Annotated in this window: 19 protein-coding genes; 12 read left to right on the plus strand and 7 right to left on the minus strand. The window is 73.8% G+C overall.

What is annotated here, in order from left to right:
- Positions 1 to 68 precede the first annotated feature (68 nt).
- Together QK440_RS28940 and QK440_RS28945 are read left to right on the plus strand one after the other, a co-directional pair.
- Positions 69 to 1,451 carry a glycine--tRNA ligase gene (locus tag QK440_RS28940; RefSeq protein WP_282796174.1) on the plus strand — a complete coding sequence of 461 codons (1,383 nt, stop codon included), beginning with the start codon at positions 69 to 71 and terminating at the stop codon, positions 1,449 to 1,451.
- Between the two features lie 70 nt (positions 1,452 to 1,521).
- Entirely contained in the window at positions 1,522 to 1,737 is a 216-nt protein-coding gene (locus QK440_RS28945) for a hypothetical protein (protein WP_282796175.1), read from the plus strand.
- Positions 1,738 to 1,757: 20 nt separating this feature from the next.
- On the opposite strand, the gene QK440_RS28950 is transcribed toward QK440_RS28945, so the two are convergent.
- From QK440_RS28950 to QK440_RS28960, 3 genes are all read right to left on the minus strand, one after another.
- Positions 1,758 to 3,317, minus strand: coding sequence for a GMC family oxidoreductase N-terminal domain-containing protein (locus tag QK440_RS28950; protein WP_282796176.1), 1,560 nt, complete (start codon positions 3,315 to 3,317; stop codon positions 1,758 to 1,760).
- Between the two features lie 102 nt (positions 3,318 to 3,419).
- The gene (locus QK440_RS28955; protein ID WP_282796177.1) at positions 3,420 to 4,013 is read right to left on the minus strand and encodes a TetR/AcrR family transcriptional regulator; all 594 of its coding nucleotides are present in this window, start codon (positions 4,011 to 4,013) and stop codon (positions 3,420 to 3,422) included.
- A gap of 73 nt (positions 4,014 to 4,086) precedes the next feature.
- Complete coding sequence (locus QK440_RS28960; RefSeq protein WP_282796178.1) at positions 4,087 to 5,103, minus strand: aldo/keto reductase; 1,017 nt, start codon at positions 5,101 to 5,103, stop codon at positions 4,087 to 4,089.
- A 205-nt stretch (positions 5,104 to 5,308) separates the two neighbouring features.
- Here QK440_RS28960 and QK440_RS28965 point away from each other — a divergent pair, with 205 nt between their 5' ends.
- The gene (locus tag QK440_RS28965; protein ID WP_282796179.1) at positions 5,309 to 5,653 is read left to right on the plus strand and encodes a DUF6247 family protein; all 345 of its coding nucleotides are present in this window, start codon (positions 5,309 to 5,311) and stop codon (positions 5,651 to 5,653) included.
- A 114-nt stretch (positions 5,654 to 5,767) separates the two neighbouring features.
- On the plus strand, positions 5,768 to 6,406 hold the full coding sequence (locus tag QK440_RS28970) for a RusA family crossover junction endodeoxyribonuclease (RefSeq protein WP_282796180.1): 639 nt from the start codon (positions 5,768 to 5,770) through the stop codon (positions 6,404 to 6,406).
- A 21-nt stretch (positions 6,407 to 6,427) separates the two neighbouring features.
- Here the strand turns inward: QK440_RS28970 and QK440_RS28975 are convergent, their stop codons facing one another.
- Both QK440_RS28975 and QK440_RS28980 read right to left on the minus strand, forming a co-directional pair.
- Positions 6,428 to 7,894, minus strand: coding sequence for an MFS transporter (locus tag QK440_RS28975; protein WP_282796181.1), 1,467 nt, complete (start codon positions 7,892 to 7,894; stop codon positions 6,428 to 6,430).
- A 110-nt stretch (positions 7,895 to 8,004) separates the two neighbouring features.
- Positions 8,005 to 9,477, minus strand: coding sequence for an MFS transporter (locus tag QK440_RS28980; RefSeq protein WP_282796182.1), 1,473 nt, complete (start codon positions 9,475 to 9,477; stop codon positions 8,005 to 8,007).
- Between the two features lie 263 nt (positions 9,478 to 9,740).
- On the opposite strand from QK440_RS28980, the gene QK440_RS28985 reads away from it, so the two are divergent.
- Together QK440_RS28985 and dusB are read left to right on the plus strand one after the other, a co-directional pair.
- The gene (locus QK440_RS28985) at positions 9,741 to 10,706 is read left to right on the plus strand and encodes a helix-turn-helix transcriptional regulator (RefSeq protein ID WP_282796183.1); all 966 of its coding nucleotides are present in this window, start codon (positions 9,741 to 9,743) and stop codon (positions 10,704 to 10,706) included.
- Between the two features lie 40 nt (positions 10,707 to 10,746).
- On the plus strand, positions 10,747 to 11,922 hold the full coding sequence (dusB, locus tag QK440_RS28990) for a tRNA dihydrouridine synthase DusB (protein ID WP_282796184.1): 1,176 nt from the start codon (positions 10,747 to 10,749) through the stop codon (positions 11,920 to 11,922).
- A 228-nt stretch (positions 11,923 to 12,150) separates the two neighbouring features.
- Here the strand turns inward: dusB and QK440_RS28995 are convergent, their stop codons facing one another.
- Together QK440_RS28995 and QK440_RS29000 are read right to left on the minus strand one after the other, a co-directional pair.
- Positions 12,151 to 14,121: a glycogen debranching N-terminal domain-containing protein gene (locus QK440_RS28995; RefSeq protein WP_282796185.1), complete on the minus strand. Its 1,971-nt coding sequence runs from the start codon at positions 14,119 to 14,121 to the stop codon at positions 12,151 to 12,153.
- Entirely contained in the window at positions 14,114 to 15,673 is a 1,560-nt protein-coding gene (locus tag QK440_RS29000) for a hypothetical protein (RefSeq protein ID WP_282796186.1), read from the minus strand. Before QK440_RS29000 ends, QK440_RS28995 begins: the two co-directional genes overlap by 8 nt.
- 205 nt (positions 15,674 to 15,878) lie before the next feature.
- Between QK440_RS29000 and QK440_RS29005 the strand changes: the two genes are divergently transcribed.
- From QK440_RS29005 to QK440_RS29030, 6 genes are all read left to right on the plus strand, one after another.
- Positions 15,879 to 17,129, plus strand: a complete 1,251-nt coding sequence (locus tag QK440_RS29005) for an ROK family protein (RefSeq protein WP_282796187.1) — start codon at positions 15,879 to 15,881, stop codon at positions 17,127 to 17,129.
- Between the two features lie 449 nt (positions 17,130 to 17,578).
- Positions 17,579 to 20,314 carry a pyruvate, phosphate dikinase gene (ppdK, locus tag QK440_RS29010; RefSeq protein WP_282796188.1) on the plus strand — a complete coding sequence of 912 codons (2,736 nt, stop codon included), beginning with the start codon at positions 17,579 to 17,581 and terminating at the stop codon, positions 20,312 to 20,314.
- A gap of 278 nt (positions 20,315 to 20,592) precedes the next feature.
- Positions 20,593 to 21,849: a helix-turn-helix transcriptional regulator gene (locus QK440_RS29015; protein WP_282796192.1), complete on the plus strand. Its 1,257-nt coding sequence runs from the start codon at positions 20,593 to 20,595 to the stop codon at positions 21,847 to 21,849.
- 81 nt (positions 21,850 to 21,930) lie between these two features.
- Positions 21,931 to 22,302 (plus strand): hypothetical protein, encoded by a 372-nt coding sequence (locus tag QK440_RS29020; RefSeq protein WP_282796189.1) that lies wholly within the window; start codon positions 21,931 to 21,933, stop codon positions 22,300 to 22,302.
- Positions 22,299 to 22,490 (plus strand): hypothetical protein, encoded by a 192-nt coding sequence (locus QK440_RS29025; protein ID WP_282796190.1) that lies wholly within the window; start codon positions 22,299 to 22,301, stop codon positions 22,488 to 22,490. Before QK440_RS29020 ends, QK440_RS29025 begins: the two co-directional genes overlap by 4 nt.
- Positions 22,491 to 22,641: 151 nt before the next feature.
- Positions 22,642 to 24,234 (plus strand): alpha/beta hydrolase, encoded by a 1,593-nt coding sequence (locus QK440_RS29030; RefSeq protein ID WP_282796191.1) that lies wholly within the window; start codon positions 22,642 to 22,644, stop codon positions 24,232 to 24,234.
- Positions 24,235 to 24,407 lie beyond the last annotated feature (173 nt).

A 24,407-nucleotide genomic window follows, 5' to 3' on the forward strand; every position in this document is an offset into this window, starting at 1 on the left:
GCATTCGCTCCTGGAGCCGCCGCCCCGCAGGGGCGCCGCTTCGTCGTCGTCGTAATGAAGAGAGCACCGTGGCCGCCGACAAGATCGACACCATCGTCAGCCTGAGCAAGCGCCGAGGCTTCGTCTTCCCCTGCAGCGAGATCTACGGCGGCCAGCGCGCCGCCTGGGACTACGGACCGCTGGGCGTCGAGCTGAAGGAGAACCTCAAGCGCCAGTGGTGGCGCTACATGGTCACCTCGCGGGAAGACGTCGTCGGTATCGACTCGTCCGTGATCCTGGCCACCGAGGTCTGGCAGGCCTCCGGTCACATCGCCACCTTCACGGACCCGCTGACCGAGTGCACCTCCTGCCACAAGCGCTTCCGCGCCGACCACCTGGAAGAGTCGTACGAGGAGAAGAAGGGCCGCGCGCCCGAGAACGGCCTCGCGGACATCAACTGCCCCAACTGCGGCACCAAGGGCCAGTTCACCGAGCCCAAGCAGTTCTCCGGCCTGCTGTCGACGCACCTCGGCCCGACCCAGGACTCCGGCTCGGTGGCCTATCTGCGGCCCGAGACCGCGCAGGGCATCTTCACCAACTTCTCCCAGGTGCAGACGACCTCGCGCCGCAAGCCGCCGTTCGGCATCGCGCAGATGGGCAAGTCCTTCCGCAACGAGATCACGCCCGGCAACTTCATCTTCCGCACCCGCGAGTTCGAGCAGATGGAGATGGAGTTCTTCGTCAAGCCGGGCGAGGACGAGAAGTGGCAGGAGTACTGGATGGAGCAGCGCTGGAACTGGTACACCGGTCTCGGCCTGCGCGAGGAGAACATGCGGTGGTACGAGCACCCGAAGGAGAAGCTCTCCCACTACTCCAAGCGCACCGCTGACATCGAGTACCGCTTCCAGTTCGGCGGCAGCGAGTGGGGCGAGCTGGAAGGCGTCGCCAACCGCACCGACTACGACCTGTCCGCGCACGCCAAGGCCTCCGGCCAGGACCTGTCGTACTTCGACCAGGAAGCCGGCGAGCGCTGGACGCCGTACGTCATCGAGCCCGCCGCCGGTGTCGGCCGCACGATGCTCGCCTTCCTGCTCGACTCCTACGTCGAGGACGAGGCCCCGAACGCCAAGGGCAAGCTGGAGAAGCGCACGGTCATGCGCTTCGACCACCGCATCGCCCCGGTGAAGGCCGCGGTCCTGCCGCTGTCCCGCAACCCGGAGCTGTCCCCGAAGGCCAAGGGCCTGGCCGCCGCGCTCCGGCAGAACTGGAACATCGAGTTCGACGACGCGGGCGCCATCGGCCGCCGCTACCGCCGCCAGGACGAGATCGGCACGCCGTTCTGCGTCACCGTCGACTTCGACACCCTTGAGGACAACGCGGTGACCGTGCGCGAGCGCGACACCATGAAGCAGGAGCGGGTCTCCCTCGACCAGATCGAGGGCTACCTGGCCACGCGTCTCGTCGGCTGCTGACGTACGCCTGTCGTCCCGCAAGCCCCCGGTTCCGGTGCTGGAGCCGGGGGCTTCGGTGCACACTGGGGCCATGCCACCGACGGCCGCGCGCGAGGTCAGACGCTGGGACCGGCACGGACGTGAGCACGTCGTCCGCCTCCTCAAGCCGGGGGTGCGGCGCCACCTGGTCTGCGGCACGTGCGGCTGGCGGCGCAGGGCCCCGTTCCTGGTGTGGCTCACGGCCGCGGACCACCTGGAGCGCGTCCACCAGGCGACGGTGGACCCCGCCGCCTCCACCCGGTCCTGAGCCCCGGCCGCGTCCGCGCGCTACCGGGCCCCGGCCGCGTCCACGCCGTCCTGGGCCCCGGCCCGCACCAGGTCCGCCGCCTTCTCGCCGATCACCGTCGCGGTCGCCGCCGTGTTCACCGACACGATCCGCGGCATCACCGACGCGTCCGCCACCCGCAGCCCCCGCAGGCCGCGCACCCGCAGCCGCGGGTCCACCACCGCCTCCGCGCCCGTGCCCATCGCGCAACTGCCCGCCAGGTGGAAGTAGGGCCCCGTCGCCGCCGTCAGGAACGCCCGCGCCCGCGCCTCGCCCGGCAGCACCTCCCGCGGCCCCCACGCGGCGAACGGCCCCGCCGCTACCACCTCCCGCGCCACCTCGACGCCGAGCAGCATGCGGCGTACGTCGTCCTCGTCGCGCAGGTAGCCCGGGTCGATCAGCGGCGGCACGTCCGGGTCGGCGTCCGCGATGCGCACCGAGCCGCGGGCGCGCGGCACCGCGGCCACGCCCAGGGTGAAGCAGTTCTCCGGCGCCGCGACCGTCGGCGGGTGGTACGGGACGTGGATGAACAGCAGCTGCATGTCCGGCCCCGGCAGGGACGCGTCACTGCGCCAGTGCAGCGCCGCCTCCGACAGGTTCAGCCGCCCCGCAGGGATCGGCCGGTCCGCCTCGAACACCACGCCGCACAGCGGGTGGTCCTGCAGCCCGCGCCCCACGCCGGGCAGGTCGTGCCGTACGTCCACACCGGCGGTGCGCAGCTCGTCCGCGGGGCCGATGCCGGAGAGCAGCAGCAGCCGGGGCGAGTCCACCGCCCCGGCGCACACGATCACCTCGGCGCGGGCATACGCCGTGACCCGCGAGCCCCCGCGCGTGAACTCCACGCCCGCGCACCGGTCGCCGTCCAGGAGCAGGCGGCGCGCGCGGGCGTCCGGCGCGACCGTGAGGTGCGGCCGGGTGCCGTCGAGCGGCCGCAGATAGGCGTCGGCCGCGCTCTGCCGGACCCCGTCCGCGATGGTCAGGTCCACCAGGCCCGCGCCCTCCTGGACGGCGCCGTTGAGGTCGCCGCTGTACGGGTGGCCCGCCGCGACCGCCGCCTCCACGAACACCTGGGACAGCGGGTTCACGGCCTCGGGCCCGGCGGGGGCGACCCGCAGCGGGCCCGTGCGGCCGCGCCACGCGGGGTCGCCGCCCGGCACCGACTCCATCCGCCTGAAGTACGGCAGCAGGTCGTCGAAGCCCCACCCGGCGCAGCCCGCCGCGGCCCAGTGGTCGTAGTCGGCGCGGTGCCCGCGCAGGAACACCATGCCGTTGACGGCGCTCGACCCGCCCAGGGCACGCCCACGCGGGCACGGCAGCGGGACGCCGCCCACGCCCGGCTGCGGCACGGTCGTGTAGCCGTGGTCGGCCTCGGAGCCCGCGAGCGACGGCCACGCGGTCGGCGTCGCCAGGTCCGCCTTGTGCTCCGCCGGGCCCGCCTCCAGGAGCAGCACGGTACGGTCCGGGTCCTCGGCGAGCCGGGCCGCGACGGCACAGCCCGCGGACCCGGCGCCCACCACCACGTAGTCGTACTCCGTCGCCAACTCGTCGGTGCCTAAAGCCACTTCGTCCCTCCTGGGTGCCCGGATGATCGGTGGGGCCAGGCAATCAGGAGGGGCGCCGGGGACGCAGGGGAACGCCGAAACCGGGGGTGCGACCGGCCGGTTTCAGGGGCGCAGCGCGGCCAGCGTCAGCTCCACGACCGCCGTGAAGGCCTCGTCGATGCCGGGCGCGGACCACTCGCGGGCGTACCCCGGGTCGTGGAACCGGCCCGTGGCGTCGAAGGCCGCGCGGGCCGTCAGCGCCGCGTCCGCGACGGGCAGGGCCAGCTCGCCCCGGGCGACGCCCTCCTCCAGGATGAGGCGGAGGTGCCCGACGAGGTCGGCGATGTGCCGCTCCACCACTCCGCTGTTCTCACCGAGCAGCACCTCGTACGTCGCGAACAGCTCCGGGTCGGCGCCCGCCTTCTCGCGCTTGGCCGCGAACAGCGTGGTGAACCAGCGGCGCAGCCGCTCGTCCGCGGGCGCCGAGCGGTCGTCCACCACCCGCCGCAGCTCGGCCGTCGTCCGGTCCAGCCAGCGCTCGGTGACCGCCTCCCGCAGCGCCGCCTTCGTACGGAAGTGGCGGTACACGGCGGCGTGGCTGACGCCGAGCGCGCGGGCCACGTCCACCACGGTGGCCTTGGCGGCGCCGTGGCGGCGCAGCACGTCCTCGGTGGTGGCGAGGATGCGCTCGGCGGTCAGGGGCTCGGTGGGGGCCATGGCCACGACGGTACCCGCCGCCGGGGACGGCACCTCCTCCGGTCCGCGCGCCCGGTCCGCTCTTCCGGGCAGGTCAGCGCTCGCTGTCGAGGTGCGCGAGCTGCGACTCGGGGTAGCGGGCGCCCGCGGCGGCGCCGGCGGGCACGGCCTTCTCGATCGCCGCGAGGTCCGCGTCGTCGAGGGTGACGTCCAGGGCGCCCAGCGCCTCGGCCAGCCGGTCCCGGCGGCGGGCGCCGACCAGCGGCACGATGTCCGCGCCGAACCGCGGCCCCTGGGCGAGCACCCAGGCGATCGCGGTCTGCGCGACGCTCACGCCCTTGGCCTCGGCGACCGCGCGCAGGGCGTCGACGAGGCCGAGGTTGCGCCGGAGGTTCTCGCCCTGGAAGCGGGGGCTCATCCCGCGGAAGTCGTCGGCCGCGAGCTGCCGGTCGGGGGTGAAGTGGCCGGAGATCAGGCCGCGCGAGAGCACGCCGTACGCGGTGACGCCGACGCCGAGCGCGGCGGCGGTGGGCAGGATCTCGTCCTCGATGCCGCGCGAGATGAGGGAGTACTCGATCTGCAGGTCCGCGACCGGCGTGACGGCGGCGGCCCGGCGCAGCGTGTCCGCGCCCACCTCCGACAGGCCGACGTGGCGCACGTACCCCTTCTCGACCAGGTCGGCGATGGCGCCGACGGTCTCCTCGACGGGCACGTCCGGGTCGACGCGGGCGATCCGGTACACGTCGATGTGGTCGACGCCGAGCCGCTGCAGCGAGTACGCGGCGAAGTTCTTCACCGCCGCGGGCCGCCCGTCGTACCCGGCCCAGCCGCCGTCCGGGTCGCGCAGGGCGCCGAACTTCACGCTGAGCAGCGCCTGTTCGCGCAGCGCGGCGGGGGCGGTGCGCAGGGCTTCGCCGATGAGCAGCTCGTTGTGGCCCATGGCGTAGAAGTCGCCGGTGTCGAGCAGGGTGACACCCGCGTCGAGCGCGGCGTGCACGGTGGCGACGGACTCCCCCCGGTCCGCCTCCCCGTACAGCGCGGACATCCCCATACAGCCGAGACCGAGGGCGGAGGTGACGGGTCCGGTGGCGCCGAGCTTCTGGGTGCGCATAGGGGCTCCTGGGGTTCTGAGGGCGAGGAAGAGAGGACGACGGCCCTGCGCACTGCCCGAAAAGGGACCGCGGGGGCGCCGCACCTCCACCATGCACCCGACCCTGACAGATTTCAAGTTCTGAAATCTGTAACCCATCCGTGGTTCCGGAGCGTGGCCGCTAACCTCCGGAGCCGAAGAGGTGCCGACCCACGGAGGACGCGACATGAGCCCTGCCGCCCCGGTGCCACCCGACGTCCCGCCCATGCCGGAGCGCACCCCCGCGGCGCTGCGCGAGGCCATCGCCCGGTACGCCCCTCACCTGCTCGCGGACTTCGAGGCGCACTGGAAGCGGGCGATCGCCGACACGTGCGACCTCGCCCCCGTGCCCGCGTTCATGGCCCGCTGGTGGGGCGAGTACGCCATCGCCCGCGACCCGCACCTCGACGCCCACCTGACCGACCTCGAAGCGCGCGCCACGGAAGCCACCGACGCCGCCGAAGCCAGGAAACTCCTGGAGGAGGCATCCGCCATCCGCCACATGGCCGCCCGCACGGAGCCGGGCCGGTGAGCGGCGACGCGTTCATCCCCCGAGGCCCTGTCGGCGACTGCCGGTGCCCGCGGGTCTCGGCGCTTGTCGTGATCGCCCGGCGTTGGGAAACTTTCCCTCATGTCCAGAGCAGGGGTGACCGAAGCCGACTTCGATGTGCGCGAATCTCGCGAGTACGCCCGGGTCGATATTCGAGGCGCGGTAGATCCCCTTTCGCTCCAAGCTGATCCGGCCCGGAAGGCAGGTTTCAAGAGGGCTCTCGCTTCGGTTGTCCGCAGCGGCACGACGGGGATATTCACCCACGATGTCGAAGCAACCCTGGTGTGGTTCATCGAGGAGTCCCGCCGCTATCAGACCCACCTGGTGGCTGACCTCGACAATGTCCTGAAGCCGATCCTCGACGCGGTGACCGGGGTCGACGGCATCATGATCGACGACAATCAGGTCCAGTCGATCCGTGCGTCGTGGATGACCCCGGGACCCAGGACGGGGTTCGAGCTGGAGTTCAAGGCGTTGTCGGCCGACGGCTACACGTCTCGCGACGGCCTTTCGTTCGTGGAGTTCGACGCGGACCGCTGCTACCTCGTGCCACAGGCCGAGAAAGCGGTGCAGGACAGCTTCGTGCGCACGTATGGTGCGGCTCTCGCGGCATATCGGAGCATGCTCGACGAAGGAATTGCCGAGAGCGTCGCACGGAGTGTTCTTCCGGCGGCGCGGCCTTTTCCGCGCGCACGGCTTGGGAAGTTCAAGGTGGTGCACCACGCGGATCGCTGAGGGGCCGCAGGGCGGAGTCGGTCAGGGGGCCGAGCCCGAGTTGCCCGCCCGGGGCGGGGCCTCGGGGGTCGGGGTCAGGTGGTGGGCTGTGCGGTGGGCTGTGGCTCGGGCCCAGGGGCCGCTGGTGAGGGTGCCCACGGTCAGGACCGCCGCGCCGCAGGCCGTGATGATCCACCAGGCCGGGCGGCTCGCCTCGGTGAAGTCGGCGGCGTAGGACCTGGTCACGCCGGAGGCGAGGACCGCGCCGATCACCGCGACGCCCAGGGTCTGGCCGATCTGGCGGCTGGTGGAGGCGACGGCGGCGGCGACGCCCGCCTGGGCGCGGGGCATGCCGGCCACGGCGGTGTTGGTGATGGGGGCGTTGACCACGCCGAAGCCGATGCCGAACAGAATGTAGGCGAGGAACCGCGTGCCGTTCTCGTTCTCCGCCTCGAACGCCGCGAGGAGCACGCCGGACGCCGTCATCGCCACCCCCGCGATCAACAGCGGGAGCCGGGGACCCCGCGCCCCGACCAGGCGACCCGACAGCGGCGCGCACACCAGCGTCATCGCCGCCATCGGCAGCATCCACAGGCCCGCGTGCAGCGCGTCCAGGCCGCGCACGTCCTGGAGGTACAGGGTGGACAGGAACAGGAAGCCGCCGAGCGACGCGAACGCGCAGATCGCGATGACCGTGGCCCCGCTGAACGGCGCCGAGCGGAAGAACCGCAGGTCGATGAGGGGTTCCTCACGGCGCGGCTCGTACAGCAGCAGACCCGCGAGCGCCGCAAGCGCGAGGGCCGCGAAGGTCAGGGTGAGCGGCGCGGTCCAGCCCACCGCGGGCGCCTCGATGATCGCGTACGTCAGCGCGCCGAGCAGCACCATCACCAGGAGCTGGCCGACCGGGTCGGCGCGGCGGGGCTTCGGGGCCCGCGACTCGGGCACGTAGCGGGTGGTGAGCAGGAGCGCCGCCAGGCCCACCGGCAGGTTGACCCAGAAGATCGCCCGCCAGCCGACGGCCTCCACCAGCAGGCCGCCGACCAGCGGCCCCGCCGCCATGGAGATGCCGACGACCCCGCCCCACACACCGATCGCGCGGGCGCGCTCGCGCGGCTCGGTGAAGGTGTTCGTGATGATGGACATGGCCACCGGGTTGAGCATGGAGCCGCCCACCGCCTGGACCATGCGGAAGGCGACGAGCGACTCCAGGTTCGGGGCGAGCGAGCACAGGACCGAGCCCAGGGTGAAGACCACGAGACCCGTCCGGAACACCCTGCGGCGGCCCACCCGGTCCGCCGTCGAGCCCGCCAGCATCAGCAGCGAGGCCAGGACGAGGGTGTACGCGTCGATGGTCCACTGCATGCCCGAGATGCTGGTGTCGAACTCCTTCGCCATGGTCGGCAGCGCGACGTTCAGGACGGTGTTGTCCAGGCTGACGATCAGCAGGCTCATGCAGCAGATCGCGAGGACCAGGTGGCGGCGGCGGGGGCTCAGGTCGGGCTCGGGCATAGAGCCGACGGTAACCCTGGGGCGGGTGAGGCGCCCCGGGCGCCCGGGGCTCACTCCAGGCCGGGCCCGGGGCGCCCACGCTCACTCCAGGCCGGGCCCGGGCACCCAGCTCACCCCAGCTCGCGCGGCAGCCGCAGGCTCAGTGCCGCCAGGCCGAGGAGCCCGGCCAGTTGGACGCCCAGGACGGCCGCGAAGGCCTCGCGCGGGCCGAGGTCCGCCTCCAGCGCCAGGAACAGCGAGCCGAGCGTGGCCACACCCACGGCGAGCCCGGACTGCTGCGCGGTGGCGGCGAGACCGCTGCCCGCGCCCGCCCGCGCCGCGGGCACGGCGGCCAGCAGCAGGCGGTAGTACAGCGGCAGTTGCAGACCCTGCCCGAGGCCGCACAGGACCAGCCCCGGGGCGAGTACCGACGGATTCGGCGCGGACCCCGGGGCCCACAGCAGGGTGGCGGCGAGCACCACCAGACCCGCGCCGTGCACCAGGGCGCACAGGGTGAGGGTGCGGCTGCCGAGCCGGTTCACCAGGCGCGGCAGCAGCAGGGACCCGCAGAACTGCGCAAGCCCCATCGGCACCAGCGTCAGCCCCGCCTTCAGGGCGCCGTACCCCAGCCCCTCCTGGAGCGTCACGGCGCCGACGAACATGAAGCCGCTGAACCCCACGAAGATCGGTACGCCCAGCAGCAGGCCCCGGGCGACACCCGGCTCGCGCAGCAGGGACGGGGGAAGCAGCGGGCTGCCGCCGCCGTCCTCGGCCCGCCGCTCCACGACGGTGAACGCCCAGAGCAGCAGGGGCGCGGCCAGCAGCGACAGGACCGACCACAGCGGCCAGCCCGCCGCCCGGCCCTCTGTCAGCGGCAGCAGCAGCGCGATCAGCGCGGCGGCCAGCAGCACCGTCCCGCCGACGTCGCCGCGCCCGGGCCGCTCGGCACGGCTGTCCGGCACCGACCGCACCGCCAGCGGCAGCGCGAGGGCGACGACCGGCACGTTGATCAGGAACGCCATGCGCCAGCCGGTGCCGCCGATGTCGGCCGACACCAGGACGCCGCCGAGCACCTGCCCCAGCACCATCGCGAGCCCGCTCACCGCTCCGTACAGCGCGACGGCCCGCGCCCGCCGCTCGCCGCGCGTGGTGGCGTGGATGGTGGCGAGGACCTGCGGCAGCATCAGCGCGGACGCCACGCCCTGCGCCGCCCGGAAGCCCACCAGCGACCAGGCGCCGGGGGCGAGACCGCAGGCCAGCGAGGTCAGCCCGAAGCCCGCCACGCCCCACAGGAAGAGCCTGCGGCGCCCGTACGCGTCCCCGAGGCGGCCCCCGAGGACCAGCAGCACGGCGTACGCGACGGCGTACCCGGCGGCGACCATCTCCAGGGCGGACGGCGACGCGCCCAGGTCGCGCCCGATGTCGGGCAGCGCGACGTTGACGACGAAGAAGTCGGTGCTGGGCAGGGAGGTGCCGAGCAGGATGGTGAACAGGCCGAGGCCGGTGAGGGCCGGGCCCCGGGCGGGGGCGGTGGGTGCCGGGCGGGTGCCGGTGCTCGTGCGGGTGCCGGGGGCGGTGTCGGTGTCGGTGGTCGTAGCAGTCACGGGTACGACGATCGGCGTGGCCGCAAGGGGGTACCAGAGTGTCTTTATCCTGGTAGTAGCCGCACCTGGCAACAGGGTGGGGGCTGGGGCAGCCTGAGAACGTGAGCGTGACCGTAGAGCCCCCAGCGACGTACGAACCCCCTGCGCGGCGGGGGAAGGCGGCCCCCGCGCGGAGGGGAAGCGCGGCCCCGGCCCGCAGTGGTCTCCCGGCCCCGGCCCGAAGTGGGCTCCCCGCCCCGGCCCGGAGCGGGCACGCGGCCCCGGTGGCGGACGACGCCTCCCGCCGGCGCGAGCTCGCCGCCTTCCTGCGCAGCCGCCGCGAGCGCATCACGCCCGAGCAGGCGGGCCTGCCGCGCGGGGCCCGGCGGCGGACGCCCGGCCTGCGGCGCGAGGAGGTCGCGCAGCTCGCGGCGGTGGGCGTCACCTGGTACACGTGGCTGGAGCAGGGGCGGGCCATCCGGGTGTCCGCGCAGGTCCTGGACGCCGTCGCCCGCGCGCTGCTGATGGACCAGACCGAGCGCGGCCACCTCTTCGCGCTCGCGGGCGTCGTCGACCCGCGCCCCGAGACCGAGTGCCCGCTGGTCTCCGGCACGGCCCTGCGCCTGATGCACCGCATCGCCCCCTACCCGGCGACCCTCCAGAACGCCCGCTACGACGTCCTCGCGCACAACCGCCCCTTCGCGCAGGTCTTCGGCGAGCTCACCGAGCTGCCGCCGCACGAGCGGAACTGCCTGTGGCTGCTCACCACCAGCAGGCGCTGGCGCGAGACCTTCCTGGACCGCGACGAGATGCTGCGCGACCTCATCGCGAAGTTCCGCGCGGGCATGGCCGAGCACCTGGCGGAGCCCGCGTGGAAGGAGCGGCTCGACGGGCTGCTGCGGGTGTCGGCGGAGTTCCGCGCGCTGTGGGAGCGCCACGAGCTCGCCACGATGCTGCCGCACGTCAAGCGCTACCAGCACCCCGAGGTGGGGCTCCTCAGCCTGGAGCACCGCAACATGTGGCTGTCCCCGGAGACCCAGGCGTACCGCCTCGTCGCGTACGTACCCGCCGACGACGAGACGGAGGCGCGCCTGGAGCGCCTGGCCGAGATCGAGGACGAGCCGGTCACGAGCGGGGCCACGGCCTGGAAGGGGCGGGCGCGGGCCCGGGCGAGCGGGACCGGCCCCGGGGACGGCGGCGGGCCGGGGGACGGGGCCGGGACGGGCGGTCGTCGCGCTGAGGGACAATAGAGGCTTGTCCGCTTCCCGTACGCCACCGGAGTGCCGCCCGATGTCCCAGCCGCAGCCTTCGTCGCCGCCAGCCCCGACCGCCTCGCCGGCCGCGCTGGAGATCGGCCCGCACACCGTGCGGCCGCCCGTCGTGCTCGCGCCCATGGCGGGCATCACGAACGCGCCGTTCCGGACGCTGTGCCGGGAGTTCAGCGGCGGCAAGGGTCTCTTCGTCAGCGAGATGATCACGACCCGGGCGCTGGTCGAGCGCAACGAGAAGACCATGCAGCTCATCCACTTCGACGCGAGCGAGAAGCCGCGCTCCATCCAGCTGTACGGGGTGGACCCGGTCACCGTCGGCAAGGCCGTCCGCATGATCGCGGAGGAGGACCTCGCCGACCACATCGACCTGAACTTCGGCTGCCCCGTCCCCAAGGTCACCCGCAAGGGCGGCGGCTCCGCGCTGCCGTACAAGCGGAACCTGCTGCGGGCCATCCTGCGCGAGGCCGTGAGCGGCGCCGGGAACCTGCCGGTGACCATGAAGATGCGCAAGGGCATCGACGACGACCACATCACCTACCTGGACGCGGGGCGCATCGCCGTCGAGGAGGGCGTCACCGCGATCGCCCTGCACGGGCGGACGGCCGCGCAGCACTACGGCGGCACCGCGGACTGGTCCGCGATCGCCCGGCTCAAGGAGCACGTGCCGGAGATCCCCGTCCTCGGCAACGGCGACATCTGGTCGGCGGCGGACGCCGTGCGCATGATGCGCGAGACCGGGTGCGACGGGGTGGTCGTCGGGCGCGGGTGCCTCGGGCGGCCGTGGCTGTTCGGGGACCTCGTCGCAGCGTTCGAGGGGCGTACGGGGGATGTGGCGCGGCCCACGCTGCGTACCGTCGCCGAGGTCATGGTGCGGCACGCCGCGCTGCTCGGCGAGTGGATCGGCGACGAGGCGCGGGGCGTGATCGACTTCCGCAAGCACGTGGCCTGGTACCTGAAGGGGTTCTCGGTCGGGTCCGAGATGCGCAAGCGGCTCGCGGTCACGTCGTCGCTCGCCGAGCTGCGGGCGGGGCTCGACGAGCTGGACCTGGAGCAGGGGTGGCCCGAGGGGGCCGACGGGCCTCGCGGGCGGACGTCCGGCAACAACCGGGTGGTCCTGCCGGACGGCTGGCTGCGGGACCCGTACGACTGCGCGGGCGTCTCCGCCGACGCCGAACAGGACACCTCCGGCGGCTGACCCCTACGCCCCCACCCGCTCCGCTGCGGGTCCTCGCCCCGCCACCGCTGTGCCCTGCGCTGTCAGGTGCTGCCGGGCTGTGGTGGGGCGGAGGCGCAGCCCGGCGTTGCGGGGTCCGCCCTGTGCCCACCCGTTCCGCCCCCGGGGCGGACCAGTTGCCCGCAGGGTGGGGGCAGTTGCCCGCAGGGTGGGGGCAGTTGCCCGGGGGCGGGTGGGGGAGGCCCGGTGTCAGGTCGGGGTCGTGGCGGTGAGGAGGGCCACGGGGGTGGCTGCTGTCGGGGAGGGGCGGGGGGACGTGTGGGGGTGGGGGATGGGGGTGGGGTGGGTGGTGCGGGGGTAGCCGGCCAGGGCTTCGGGGAGGCGGCCGGCCCCGGCCGTGGCGGCGTCGACGAGGGCCCGGGCCAGCGTCCCGGCCTCGTCGTGGAGCCCGTAGCGGGCCAGCCCCAGCGCGATGAGGGCGTTGTCGTGCGGCCACACCGCGCCCCGGTGGGAGGCGAGCGGATGGTACGCGCCCTGGCCGGAGGCCAGCGTGCGGACGCCCCAGCCGGAGAAGAAGTCGGGTTCGAGGAGGCGGCGGCCCACCGCCTCGCCCTGCTCCTTGTCGAGGAGGCCCGACCAGAGCAGGTGCCCCGCGTCGGAGGCGAGCGCGTCCACCTGCCGCCCACCGCCGTCCAGGGCGAGCGCGGGAAAGCCGCGCCCCGCCATCCAGAAGTCGCGCCGGAAGCGGCTCCGCAGGTCCGCGGCGGTCCGGTCGAGCCGGTCGGCGTACCCGGCGTCGTCCCACACCGCCCGCGCGAGCCCCGCGGCCCGCCGCAGCGCGTCGTACGCGTAACCCTGCACGCCCGCCACCGCGACCGGCCCCGTCGGCCGGGCCCCGTCGGCGCCGCAGATCGCGCCGGGGGAGTCCCTCCAGTGCCGGTCGGCGGCCCCGCCCTCCTCGGCGCGGTGGACGAGGTAGCCGTGCTTGCCGAGCCCGCCGTGGTCGAGCATCCAGCCGACGGCGGCGCGGGCGTGCGGCTCCAGGCGCCGGGCGAGGGCCGTGTCGCCGGTGCGCTCCGCGTAGGCGCCGAGGAGGACGAGGAAGAGCGGGGTGGCGTCGACCGAGCCGTAGTAGCGGCCGTAGGGCACCTGCCCGAAGTGGGCGAGCTCGCCGTGCCGCACCTCGTGCACGATCTTGCCGGGCCGGGCGGCCGGCCCGGCGGTGGCCTCCGTGGCCTGGGCCGCGGCGAGCGCGGTCAGCGTCGCGGCGGCCGGCCCCGGCAGCCGGGGCAGGACGAACAGCGAGGTGAGCAGCGCGTCGCGGCCGAGCAGCGTGAGGAACCAGGGCGCCCCGGCGCCGGGCACAAGGAGATCCTCCCCGTCGGGCCCGCGCGCGGGCACCTGGAGGGCCGCCAGGTCGGCGAGCCCCCGCGCGCACGCGGCGGCCAGCTCGGGCCGGTCGGCCGGCAGCGGCACGGAGGAGACGAACCGCCGCCGGGCGGCGGCGAGTTGACGGCTGGCCGCGTCCGGTGAGGCGGGCGCACGCGGCGGCGGTGGCGCGCCGTGCGGCCTGGCGGTGACCGTCAGGGCCAGTTCGGCGGAGGCGTGCGCGTCCAGGACGAGCGTCCAGACCAGGCACCGCGCCCCGGTGCCCGTCTCCTCGACGGCGTCCGGCGCGGGCACGGCCGTGACCGTGGTGCGGGCCAGCCAGTCCCCGCGCCGGTAGGTGAACTCCACGCCACCGCCCGGGGACTGCGGGTCCGCAGCGTCCAGGACCCGGCGGGAGCGGACCGCGCCCGGCTTCGCGTACGTCCGGTGGTCCGCGCGCAGCTCGAACTGGTCGGTGAAGTCGGCGTCGCACGTCAACGCGGCACGCAGCGTGGTCGGCACCGGGCGGTTGCTGGTGATCCGCACCGCCTCGACCAGCGCGCCGTCGGTGACGGCCTGCTCGCGGAAGAGCGTGTACGCGGGCGGCTCCGCACGGCCGCCGCGCGGTACGAGCACGCAGCGCACCACGTCGGCGTCCTCGTCCGCGGCGGGGGCGAGCAGCTCCGGGAAGGCGCCGTCCACGGTGAGCTGCCAGCGGCTCAGGTGCCGGGCGTCGCGGACGAAGAGGCCGTCCGGGCCGCCGCCCGGGACGCCGTGGATGTCGCCGCCCGGGGCCACGGCCGCGCACGTCGTACCGCGGACGAGCAGGTGGTGCCGGTGCCGCTCACTCATGTCGAGCCCTCTCCCTCGTACCAGGCCCCGCTGTGTGGTGGGCCGGCTCCCCGCGGCCGGCGTCCAGGTGCAGATCCAGTGCCAGCGCCGCGCTCCAGCTGAAGCCGCGCGCGCCGTGGCCGTCCCCGGTGTACGGATCGACGTACTCGGCGAAGCCGGACGCCGCGGCCACGTCGAGCACCGCCGCGCGCAGCGCGTCGGCCAGGGCCCGCTCACCGTGCAGCCGCAGGCCGCGTTCGAGGAGCCAGTTGACGTTGATCCAGGCGGGCCCGCGCCAGTACCGGCGGGCGTCGAAGGCCGGGCTGAGCAGGTCGTGGCTCGGGACGAGCCGGGCCCGGCCGCCGAGTGCGAAGCGCGGGCCGCGCGCGGTGCGCACCAGGGCGGCGGCGACGCCGTCCGGCAGCCCGGGCAGCAGCAGCGGGACAAGACCGGTCACGCCCCGCTCGTCCACGAGCGCCCCGGCCGCCGACGCGCCACCCGTCCCGCCGGGCCCACCCGATGCCCCCGGGCCGCCCGGGTTGCCCGGCGCGTCGGCCCGCAGGTCGCGGCACCGGAAGATCCCGTCCCGCGGGTCCCACAGCCGCTCCACCAGGACGCGCGTGAGGCGCTCCGCGCGATCGTGCCGGGCCGTGGCGGGGACGCCGAGCTCGCCGGTGATACGGGCCAGCGCGTGCTCGGAGGCGATCAGGAGGGCGTTGAACGCCGGGTCCTCCACGGCGAAGCCGGGCCCGCGGGCGTCGGCACCGTGGCTCCCGTGAGCCCCGTACCCGCGGTCCCGGTAGTCCGCGGCGAGCCGGACGTACCGGCCGTAGTCGAGGTCCGTGGGCCGCTCGCGCGGGCTGCCGTGGTGGAGGTCGGCGCGGCGGAACGTGCCCGGGTCCGCCGGCGGGACCCGGCTCAGCGGCCCGTCCCAGCAGGGGCTGTTGTCCATGCCCTGCTCCCAGGGGTGGACGACGGCGGCGAGGCCCGCGCCGCCGAGGTCGCGCCGGTGCAGCAGGAAGCGGTGCCAGGCGGCCAGGCGCGGGTGGAGGCGGGGGAGGAAGGAGCGGGCCCGGGACAGGCCCGGGTCGGCGAGGTGCACCAGCCAGGCGGCCAGCGCGTGCACCGGCGGCTGCACGATGCCGGAGGTCTCGACGGCGTCGGGGGCGCCCGCCGCGCGGCCCGCCGTGCGGGAGCGCCAGAAGCCGGGGCCGGGGAAGTAGGCGTCCGGCGGCACCGAGGGGTTGAAGACGATGTGCGGGATGCGGCCGTCGGCCCACTGCGCGCGCAGCAGGGTCTCCAGTTCGAGCTGGGCGCGCAGCGGCGACAGATGGCGCAGCCCGATCGCGACGAACGCGGAGTCCCAGGACCACTGGTGGGGGTAGAGCGTTCGCGACGGGACGGTAGAACGTTCGATCCAGTTACGGAACAGGACCCGGGCGGCGGCGTCGCGTAAGGGGTCCGGGCGGCGCGGGGTGACGGCGCGGGACGCCGCCGGTCCCGCGCCGGGCGCGGCGGTCGTCGTCCTCGCGGGGTCGGAGGCCGCCGCGGCGGCCGCGGGGGTGCGGTCCACGTGTCCCTCCCCGGGCCCGGCGGCGTACCGCTGCCGACAGGCTGTCAGTTCGGTCCGGTCCACCCTAGAGTTACGTCGGGTCGCCGCGCAAAACCCACTATGTAACGCGTAGTTGACGCGCGCAAGGGTGGTGCGGCCCGGACCCGGCGGCACCGGACGACGGACGGCAGGACAGGCGACAGGGCAGGCGACGGGAGGAGCGGCCATGGGGAACGGGGCGGCGGCGCGCGGGACCGCCCAGGCGAGCGCGGGCGACCTGCTGCACCTGGTGCGCAGCGGCCGCGCCACCACCCGGGGCGCGCTCCAGCGGGCCACCGGCCTGTCCCGGGCCACCGTCGGCCAGCGCCTCGACCGGCTCTTCCGCGCGGGCTGGCTGCGCGAGGGCGCCGGCGCCCCGGTGGAGTCCCCGCTCGGCGGGCGCCCCGCCGTCCGCCTCGAGTTCGACGACGCGCACGCCGTGGTCCTCGCCGCCGACCTGGAGACCCGGCACGCCCGCACGGCGCTGCTCACCCTCACCGGTGACGTGCTCGCCGAGCACACCGGGCCGCTGCGCGTGGACGAGGGCCCGGAGAAGGTCCTGGACGAGCTGGGCGTCCGGTTCGGGGCGCTGCTGCGCGAGGGCGGCCGGGCCGCGCGGTCGGTGTGCGGGATCGGGCTCGCGGTGCCGGGCCCGGTCGACAGCAGGACGGGCCGCGTCGTGCAGCCGCCGATCATGCCCGGCTGGGACGGCTACGACATCCGGTCCCGGCTGGGCCGCGCCTTCGCCACGCACGCGCCCGGGCCCACGCGCGGGGGCGAGCCCGCCCCCGTACCGGTCCTCGTCGACAACGACGCCAACCTCATGGCGTACGGCGAGCAGCGCGCCTCCTACCCCGACTGCTCGGCCTTCGCCCTGGTCAAGGTCTCCACCGGCATCGGCGCGGGCGTCGTCGTGGACGGCTCGGTGTACCGGGGCGTGGACGGCGGCGCAGGCGACATCGGGCACATACGCGTGCCGTGGGTGCCGGGGAGCGCCGCCGCGCTGTGCAAGTGCGGCGCGTACGGCTGTCTGGCCGCCGTGGCCAGCGGCCGGGCCCTCGCCGGGCGGCTCACGGCGGCGGGCGTGCCGGCGGCCTCCGGCTCCGACGTGGCCGGGCTGCTCGCGGCCGGGCACCCGGAGGCGGCGCGGCTCGCCCGGGAGGCGGGGCGGCAGGTCGGCGAGGTGCTCGCCACGGTCGTGACGCTCCTCAACCCGGGCGTCCTGATGATCGCCGGAGATCTGGCCGGAACGCCCTTCCTGACCGGCGTACGGGAGCTGCTGTACCAGCGGGCGCTGCCGCGGTCCACGGCCCACCTGGAGATCGTCACGTCCCGGCTCGGCGACCGGGCGGGCCTGGCCGGGGCGGCCGCGCTGGTGGTGGAGCACCTGTACGCGCCCGAGCGGGCCGAGGAGCGGCTCGCCGCGCTCGGCCTCTGAGCGGCACCCGGTGCCCCATGGGTCCCTTCGGCATACCCGGGTCGGTACGCGGGAAGCATCCGGCAGACGTCCGGATACCGGAGAGCGGCCTCGCGAAACGGCGTGATTCTCGCCACCCCTGATCGCTCTTGCGCTCAGATGAGCGACGTAAGCGTGACTGCACTTCTCCAAGCGGTGGCACTCAGTGCCACCGCTCGATCATTTACGACCCGAAGTCACACCTGGCGCGTTACTCGCTCATCTGAGCAAAACCCAGGGTCTACAGGGGTTGACCCTTCAAGACTTGAACGCACGATTCCGCGTTCCGCTACCCGTGAGTCACTTTCGATCTAGCGGCGCACGGGTGGTTACGGCCGTATGACCCACAAGTGGACGTACCCATGAGCCTTCGATCTGGGTATGTTCCTCGCCGTCAGGGCAGCCACCGCGTCCTCGAGGAGTCGAGACCCGTGTCGGAAAACAAAGATCCCCACGTACCGCAGGGAACTCAGGGCGTGAAGTTCGTGTACGACTTCACCGAGGGCAACAAGGACCTCAAGGACCTCCTCGGCGGCAAGGGGGCCAACCTCGCCGAGATGACCAACCTGGGTCTTCCGGTGCCTCCGGGCTTCACCATCACCACCGAGGCCTGCAAGGTCTACCTCGACAGCGGCGAGGAGCCCGCGGCCCTGCGCGACGAGGTGAGTGCGCACCTCGACGCCCTGGAGCAGAAGATGGGCAAGCGGCTCGGCCAGTCCGACGACCCGCTGCTGGTCTCGGTCCGCTCGGGCGCCAAGTTCTCCATGCCCGGCATGATGGACACCGTCCTGAACATCGGGCTCTCCGACAAGTCCGTGCAGGGCCTGGCCAAGCAGGCCGGTGACGAGCGGTTCGCGTGGGACTCGTACCGGCGGCTCATCCAGATGTTCGGCAAGACCGTCCTCGGCGTCGACGGCGAGCTCTTCGAGGAGGCGCTGGAGAAGGCCAAGTCCACCAAGAAGGTCGCGGTCGACACCGACCTGGAGGCGGGCGACCTCAAGAAGCTCGTCACCACGTTCAAGAAGATCGTGAAGTCCGAGGCGGGCCGCGACTTCCCGCAGGACCCGCGCGAGCAGATGGACCTCGCCATCAAGGCGGTCTTCGACTCCTGGAACGGCGACCGCGCCAAGCTCTACCGCCGCCAGGAGCGCATCCCGCACGACCTGGGCACCGCCGTCAACGTCTGCTCGATGGTCTTCGGCAACCTCGGCCCCGACTCCGGCACCGGCGTCGCCTTCACCCGCGACCCGGCCTCCGGCCACCAGGGCGTGTACGGCGACTACCTTCAGAACGCGCAGGGCGAGGACGTCGTCGCGGGCATCCGCAACACCGTGCCCCTCGCCGAGCTGGAGCAGATCGACAAGAAGTCGTACGACCAGCTCATGCAGATCATGGAGACCCTTGAGACGCACTACAAGGACCTCTGCGACATCGAGTTCACCATCGAGCGCGGGCAGCTCTGGATGCTCCAGACCCGCGTCGGCAAGCGCACCGCGGGCGCGGCCTTCCGCATCGCCACGCAACTCGTCGACCAGGGCCTGATCTCCGAGGCCGAGGCGCTCCAGCGGGTGACCGGCGCGCAGCTCGCGCAGCTGATGTTCCCGCGCTTCGACGAGGACGCGAAGGTGCGGCAGCTCGGCCGGGGCATCGCCGCATCGCCCGGCGCGGCCGTCGGCAAGGCCGTCTTCGACTCCTACACCGCCATCAAGTGGTCGCGCTCCGGCGAGAAGGTCATCCTCATCCGCCGCGAGACCAACCCCGACGACCTCGACGGCATGATCGCGGCCGAGGGCATCCTCACCTCCCGCGGCGGCAAGACCTCGCACGCGGCCGTGGTCGCGCGCGGCATGGGCAAGACCTGTGTCTGCGGCGCGGAGGAGCTGGAGGTCGACACCAAGCGCCGCCGCCTCACGGTCAACGGCACCGTCGTCGAGGAGGGCGACGTCGTCTCCATCGACGGCTCCACGGGCAAGGTCTACCTGGGCGAAGTGCCCGTGGTCCCCTCCCCGGTCGTCGAGTACTTCGAGGGCCGCATGCACGCGGGCGCCGACGACGCCGACGAGCTGGTCCAGGCCGTGCACCGCATCATGGCCTTCGCCGACGGCAAGCGCCGGCTGCGGGTGCGCGCCAACGCCGACAACGCCGAGGACGCGCTGCGCGCCCGCCGGTTCGGCGCGCAGGGCATCGGCCTGTGCCGCACCGAGCACATGTTCCTCGGCGAGCGCCGCGAGATGGTCGAGAAGCTGATCCTCGCCGACACCGACGAGGAGCGCGAGGAGGCCCTGAAGGCCCTGCTCCCGCAGCAGAAGCAGGACTTCGTCGAGCTGTTCGAGGCGATGGACGGCCTGCCCGTCACCGTCCGCCTGCTCGACCCGCCGCTGCACGAGTTCCTGCCCGACATCACCGAGCTGTCCGTGCGCGTCGCGCTCGCCGAGTCCCGCAAGGACGCCAACGAGAACGACCTGCGCCTGCTCCAGGCCGTGCACCGGCTGCACGAGCAGAACCCGATGCTCGGCCTGCGCGGGGTGCGCCTCGGCCTGGTCATCCCCGGCCTGTTCACCATGCAGGTGCGGGCCATCGCGGAGGCCGCCGCCGAGCGCAAGAACGCCAAGGGCGACCCGCGCGCCGAGATCATGATCCCGCTCGTCGGCACCGTCCAGGAGCTGGAGATCGTCCGCGAGGAGGCCGACCGGGTCATCGCCGAGGTCCAGGCCGCCACCGGCACCGACCTGAAGCTCTCCATCGGCACCATGATCGAGCTGCCCCGCGCCGCCGTGACCGCCGGTCAGATCGCCGAGGCCGCCGAGTTCTTCTCCTTCGGCACGAACGACCTCACCCAGACGGTCTGGGGCTTCTCCCGCGACGACGTCGAGGCCAGCTTCTTCACCGCGTACCTGGAGAAGGGCATCTTCGGCGTCAGCCCCTTCGAGACCATCGACAAGGACGGCGTCGGCTCCCTCGTCCGCAGCGCCGTCGAGGCGGGCCGCGCGACCCGCCCCGCCATCAAGCTCGGCGTCTGCGGCGAGCACGGCGGCGACCCGGAGTCCGTCCACTTCTTCCACGAGGTGGGCCTCGACTACGTCTCCTGCTCCCCGTTCCGCATCCCGGTAGCCCGCCTGGAAGCAGGCCGCGCCGCCTCCCAGGCCCAGGGCAGCGACCACCGCTAGACCCCCGGCCCGGGCCCACGACCCCGGGGCCGCCGCCGTGTCCCCGACCCTCAACCGATACGGCGGCGACCCCGGCCTTCCCCGAAGAAGCGGCACCTTGTGCGGAGGTGCCGCTTCTTCGCGTACCTGGGACTTCGTCCCGGGTCAACGAGTTGCTGATCGCCACCGCGTCGCTGCCTCTCTCCATGCCGCCGAAGGGCGGCTGGTCGTACACGTCGCGCAGGACGGCGGGCAGCGCTCTCTCGCCGCCCCTTCTCGTCGCGGCGTACGGTGACGGGGTGGCAAACGACGACCTGGGGGGAACTCTCCGACGCCTCCGCCGCCTGGCCTCCCTTACTCAGGAGGAGCTGGCCGAGCGCTCCGCGGTGTCCGTGGACGTGATCAAGCAACTCGAACAGCGGCGCAAGCACTCGGCGCGCTTGCCCACGCTGCATGCCCTGGCCAACGGACTTGGCGTGGAACTGACGACGCTCCTGGGGGACCCGCCCGCGGTCGCTGCCACAGGCGAGAGCGACGGCCCGCGCTTCGTAGCGGTGCGCCGCGCCATCATGCCGGCGCTCTGGGGACCGGACCCCGGACCACCAGGTCCCGGCTTCTCGCTGGACCATCTGCGCGAGCGGATCGCGGACGGGTGGACGCAGTACCACGCCGCCGAGTTCGACGCGGTGCTGAAGGTGTTGCCGGACCTGCTCTCGGATGCACGCACCGCCACGGCCGCGGACAGCGACGATGAGCGGCGGGCCGGATTCGCAGCACTGGGCAAGGCCCTGCAACTCGCCGGACACGTCGCCGTGCGGATGGGCAAGACGGACCTTGCGCTCATCAGCCTGGAGCGCGCCATAGAGGCCGCTGGCCGTTCCTCCGACCCCTTGCTCCGCCCAATGATAGTCAACTCCGTTGCGTGGACCTACCAGAGGCAGGGGCGCCTCGGGGATGCCTTGAGCATCGCCCTGCACGCCGCGGACGACATCAGGGACCACGGACACGCGGGCACCGCTGACGGTCTGAAGGTCTGGGGCGCGCTGACCATGTCCGCCGCCACGTCGGCCGCTCGCAGCAACGACTATGAGCGGGCAGCCGCGTTGATGGAGCACGCCGAGAAGGAAGCCGCCCGCGTGGCCAGGCTGCCGCAGGCCGGCGACAGCCGCATGGTCAGCGTGTTCAGCCCGTCGTCGGTACGGATCGAGCGCGTACGCCTGGCCGTTCAGTACGGGCACCCCGAACAGGCCCTGACGCTGGCCAAGGGGATGCGGCTGAGCAAGGACGCCCCGCCGTCGTGGCGGACGTGGCTGCTGCTGGACGTGGCCCGAGCCCATACCGACCTCGGTGACGCGGCAGGTGCGGTGAAGGCCCTGGAGTCGCTTCGCCGTGCGGCGCCGACGTGGATGCGGCACCACACGTTGGCGGTGGCCATCGTGCGTGATCTGTGGGCGCTTCCCAATCACCCGGCGGGGTTGCCCTCCCTGGCCGAGTTCCTGGGAGTCGGTGATGAGCGTCGCGAAAGTGGGACGTTCCGTCCCTGTCACCCCACGTAGCGGAACGATTCCATGAGTCAGGCGAGACCCCGGCGACCGTGCGACCGGCCCCGGGGTGTGGCCGACTGACAAGGAGTCGACATGAGCGACATTACGGGCCAGTCGACCGGCAGCGGAAGTGGGCCAGGAACTGTTCCGATGCCGCCGATCCAACTGCCCGATCCGGCCGCCCTCGCCGAGGAGCAGGTGTGCGGCCGACGCTGCGTCTGGTGTACGGCCTCGCTCAACAACACCATCGCCGTCGACCTCGGCGCGCGTGAGGTGGACGCGCACGGCAGCGGAGCACGATGGTTCCCCCGCGGCTGCCGGTCCTGCGCCTACGCGAACTTCTGCGAGAGGTTCCAGGAGCACAGGACGGGCTGTCAGCAGTGCTCCACCGGTCTCCCGTGGTGTGTCACGGGCCAGAAGTTGTTCGGTGCGGCCGTGAGGATCAACCGGCAGGGATGGCGGTGAGTGAGGGTACGCGGTACTGCTGGCGGTGCGACGAGCCGATCACCAAGCGGCACCCCGGCACGTCCTCCGCGAAGGTGTCCATCTCGGCCGGCGGGGCCGTCATCTGGATCCACGGCAAGTGCCCGCGGTGGCCCGCGTTCGTACGGCGCACGCCTCGATGGACCGAGCACACTCGCAGGACCCCGTAGGGAGGTACCGCCCCTTCGGAGTACCTGATCGGTTTCGCGCCGTTCTTGACTTGTTCTGTTTGTGACGGGTGGAGGTGCTGTGCCGCCCTTTGCGTCCCTCTGAGCGGTACGCCGAACATCTCGGCGCCTCACCGACCAGAGAGGACCTCACGTGGCTCATCCCGCACGGCGACGCCTCACCGTGCCGCTGCTCGCCCTCGGCATGGCGGCGACACTCGCCCCGGCGGTCACCGCGAGCCCGGCCTCGGCCGCGCCCGCGGCCAGGCCCGCGCCCGCGTCCGCGTATGGCCAAGTGCCCGCCGGCGCCGCGGCGTCGCTCGCCCCGTACGCCCGGCAGCAGCTCACCTGGAAGCGGTGCGCCGCCGACAAGCCCGCCGCGTACCGGTGCGCGACGCTCAAGGTGCCGCTCGACTACCGCGCGCCCCGGGGCAGGACCATCGACGTCGCGATATCCCGGCTGCGGACCAGCGAGCCGGGCAAGCGGCGCGGCGTGCTGACCTTCAACCCGGGCGGGCCCGGCGGCGCGGGGCTCGACCTCCCGCTCGAGGCGGCCGACGCGCTGCCGAAGCGCGTGCTCGACCAGTACGACCTGGTCGGCTTCGACCCGCGCGGCGTCGGCCGGAGCACGCCGGTGGCCTGCGGCCTCACCGAGGAGGAGAAGCGCTTCCCGCGCCCGACCCGCTCGAAGGCCGAGTTCGCCGCCAACGTGGCCTGGGCGAAGGCCGTCGCGGGCAAGTGCCGCGCCCGGCACGGCGACCTCCTGCCGCACCTCACCACCCGCAACACCGCCCGCGACATGGACGTCCTGCGCGCGGCCCTGGGTGAGAAGAAGCTGTCGTACCTCGGCGTCTCGTACGGCACGGCCCTCGGCGCGGTCTACACCCAGCTCTTCCCGAAGCGCGTCGACCGGTTCGTGCTCGACAGCGCCATCGACCCGGCGTGGATGTGGCGTGACATGTTCCGCGTCTGGGGGTCGGAGGCCGAGCCCGCCTTCCGGCGGTGGGCGCGGTGGACCGCGCGGCACGACGCCGCCTACCACCTCGGCGCCACCCCGGCCCAGGTAGAGCGGACCTTCTGGCGACTGGTGCGGCGCGCCGACGCCAAGCCCCTCGTGGTCGGCGGTGAGACGCTCGACGGCGCCGCCGTGCGCCACACCATGCGCCGCGGGTTCTTCACCGTCCGGCAGGGCGCCGAAACCCTCGTGACGCTCAAGCGGGCGGCCGCGGGCGAGACCGTGCCGGGGCTGCCCACGGGGACCACGCCGGACAACGAGATGTCCGCCCAGTGGGCCGTGGTCTGCGCCGACGCCTCCTGGCCGCGCGACGTGCGGACGTACTACCGCGACTCCCTCGCCGACGCGGCCCGCTACCCGCTGTACGGCGACTTTGCCTCCTCGATCCCGCCGTGCGCGTTCTGGCCCCGGGGCGCCGAGCCCGTCACCGAGGTCGACAACAAGGTGCCCGCGCTGATCGTGCAGAACGAGTGGGACTCGCAGTCCCCGCTGCTCACCGCCCGGGGCATGCACCGCGCGCTCAAGGGCTCGCGGATGGTCACCGTGGACGGGGGCGAGGGCCACGGCGTCCTCTTCGCCGAGCCCCGCAGCGCCTGCGCGGAGGACACCGCCCTGGACTACCTGGCCACCGGCAGGCTCCCGGCCCGGGACGTGACGTGCCGGGCCGCACCCGGCCGCAGCCCCCGCCCCACGGGCGCCGCCCCGAACGCCTTCCGGCCCGCCGCGCCCTGAGCAAGTACGGAGCGGTCAGCGCCTGAGCAAGGGCGGAGCGGTCAGCGCCTGAGCAGGGGTGGGGGGGGGGGTAGGGGGGGCCCCCCCCCGCCCCCCCCCCCCCCCAACAACCCAGGGAGAAAAAGGACAACACCCCCCCCCGCCCCCACGACCACCCCCCCCCCCCCCCCACC

It is taken from the genome of Streptomyces sp. CC224B, assembly GCF_030010595.1.
Taxonomy (GTDB): domain Bacteria; phylum Actinomycetota; class Actinomycetes; order Streptomycetales; family Streptomycetaceae; genus Streptomyces; species Streptomyces longispororuber.

Bases quoted from the DNA above. Each gene is read 5' to 3' on its own strand.
- QK440_RS28945 (WP_282796175.1), top strand. From the start codon at position 1,522: ATGCCACCGACGGCCGCGCGCGAGGTCAGACGCTGGGACCGGCACGGA.
- QK440_RS28955 (WP_282796177.1), bottom strand. From the start codon at position 4,013: ATGGCCCCCACCGAGCCCCTGACCGCCGAGCGCATCCTCGCCACCACC.
- QK440_RS28960 (WP_282796178.1), bottom strand. From the start codon at position 5,103: ATGCGCACCCAGAAGCTCGGCGCCACCGGACCCGTCACCTCCGCCCTC.
- QK440_RS28965 (WP_282796179.1), top strand. From the start codon at position 5,309: ATGAGCCCTGCCGCCCCGGTGCCACCCGACGTCCCGCCCATGCCGGAG.
- QK440_RS28975 (WP_282796181.1), bottom strand. From the start codon at position 7,894: ATGCCCGAGCCCGACCTGAGCCCCCGCCGCCGCCACCTGGTCCTCGCG.
- dusB (WP_282796184.1), top strand. From the start codon at position 10,747: ATGTCCCAGCCGCAGCCTTCGTCGCCGCCAGCCCCGACCGCCTCGCCG.
- QK440_RS28995 (WP_282796185.1), bottom strand. From the start codon at position 14,121: ATGAGTGAGCGGCACCGGCACCACCTGCTCGTCCGCGGTACGACGTGC.
- QK440_RS29005 (WP_282796187.1), top strand. From the start codon at position 15,879: ATGGGGAACGGGGCGGCGGCGCGCGGGACCGCCCAGGCGAGCGCGGGC.
- QK440_RS29020 (WP_282796189.1), top strand. From the start codon at position 21,931: ATGAGCGACATTACGGGCCAGTCGACCGGCAGCGGAAGTGGGCCAGGA.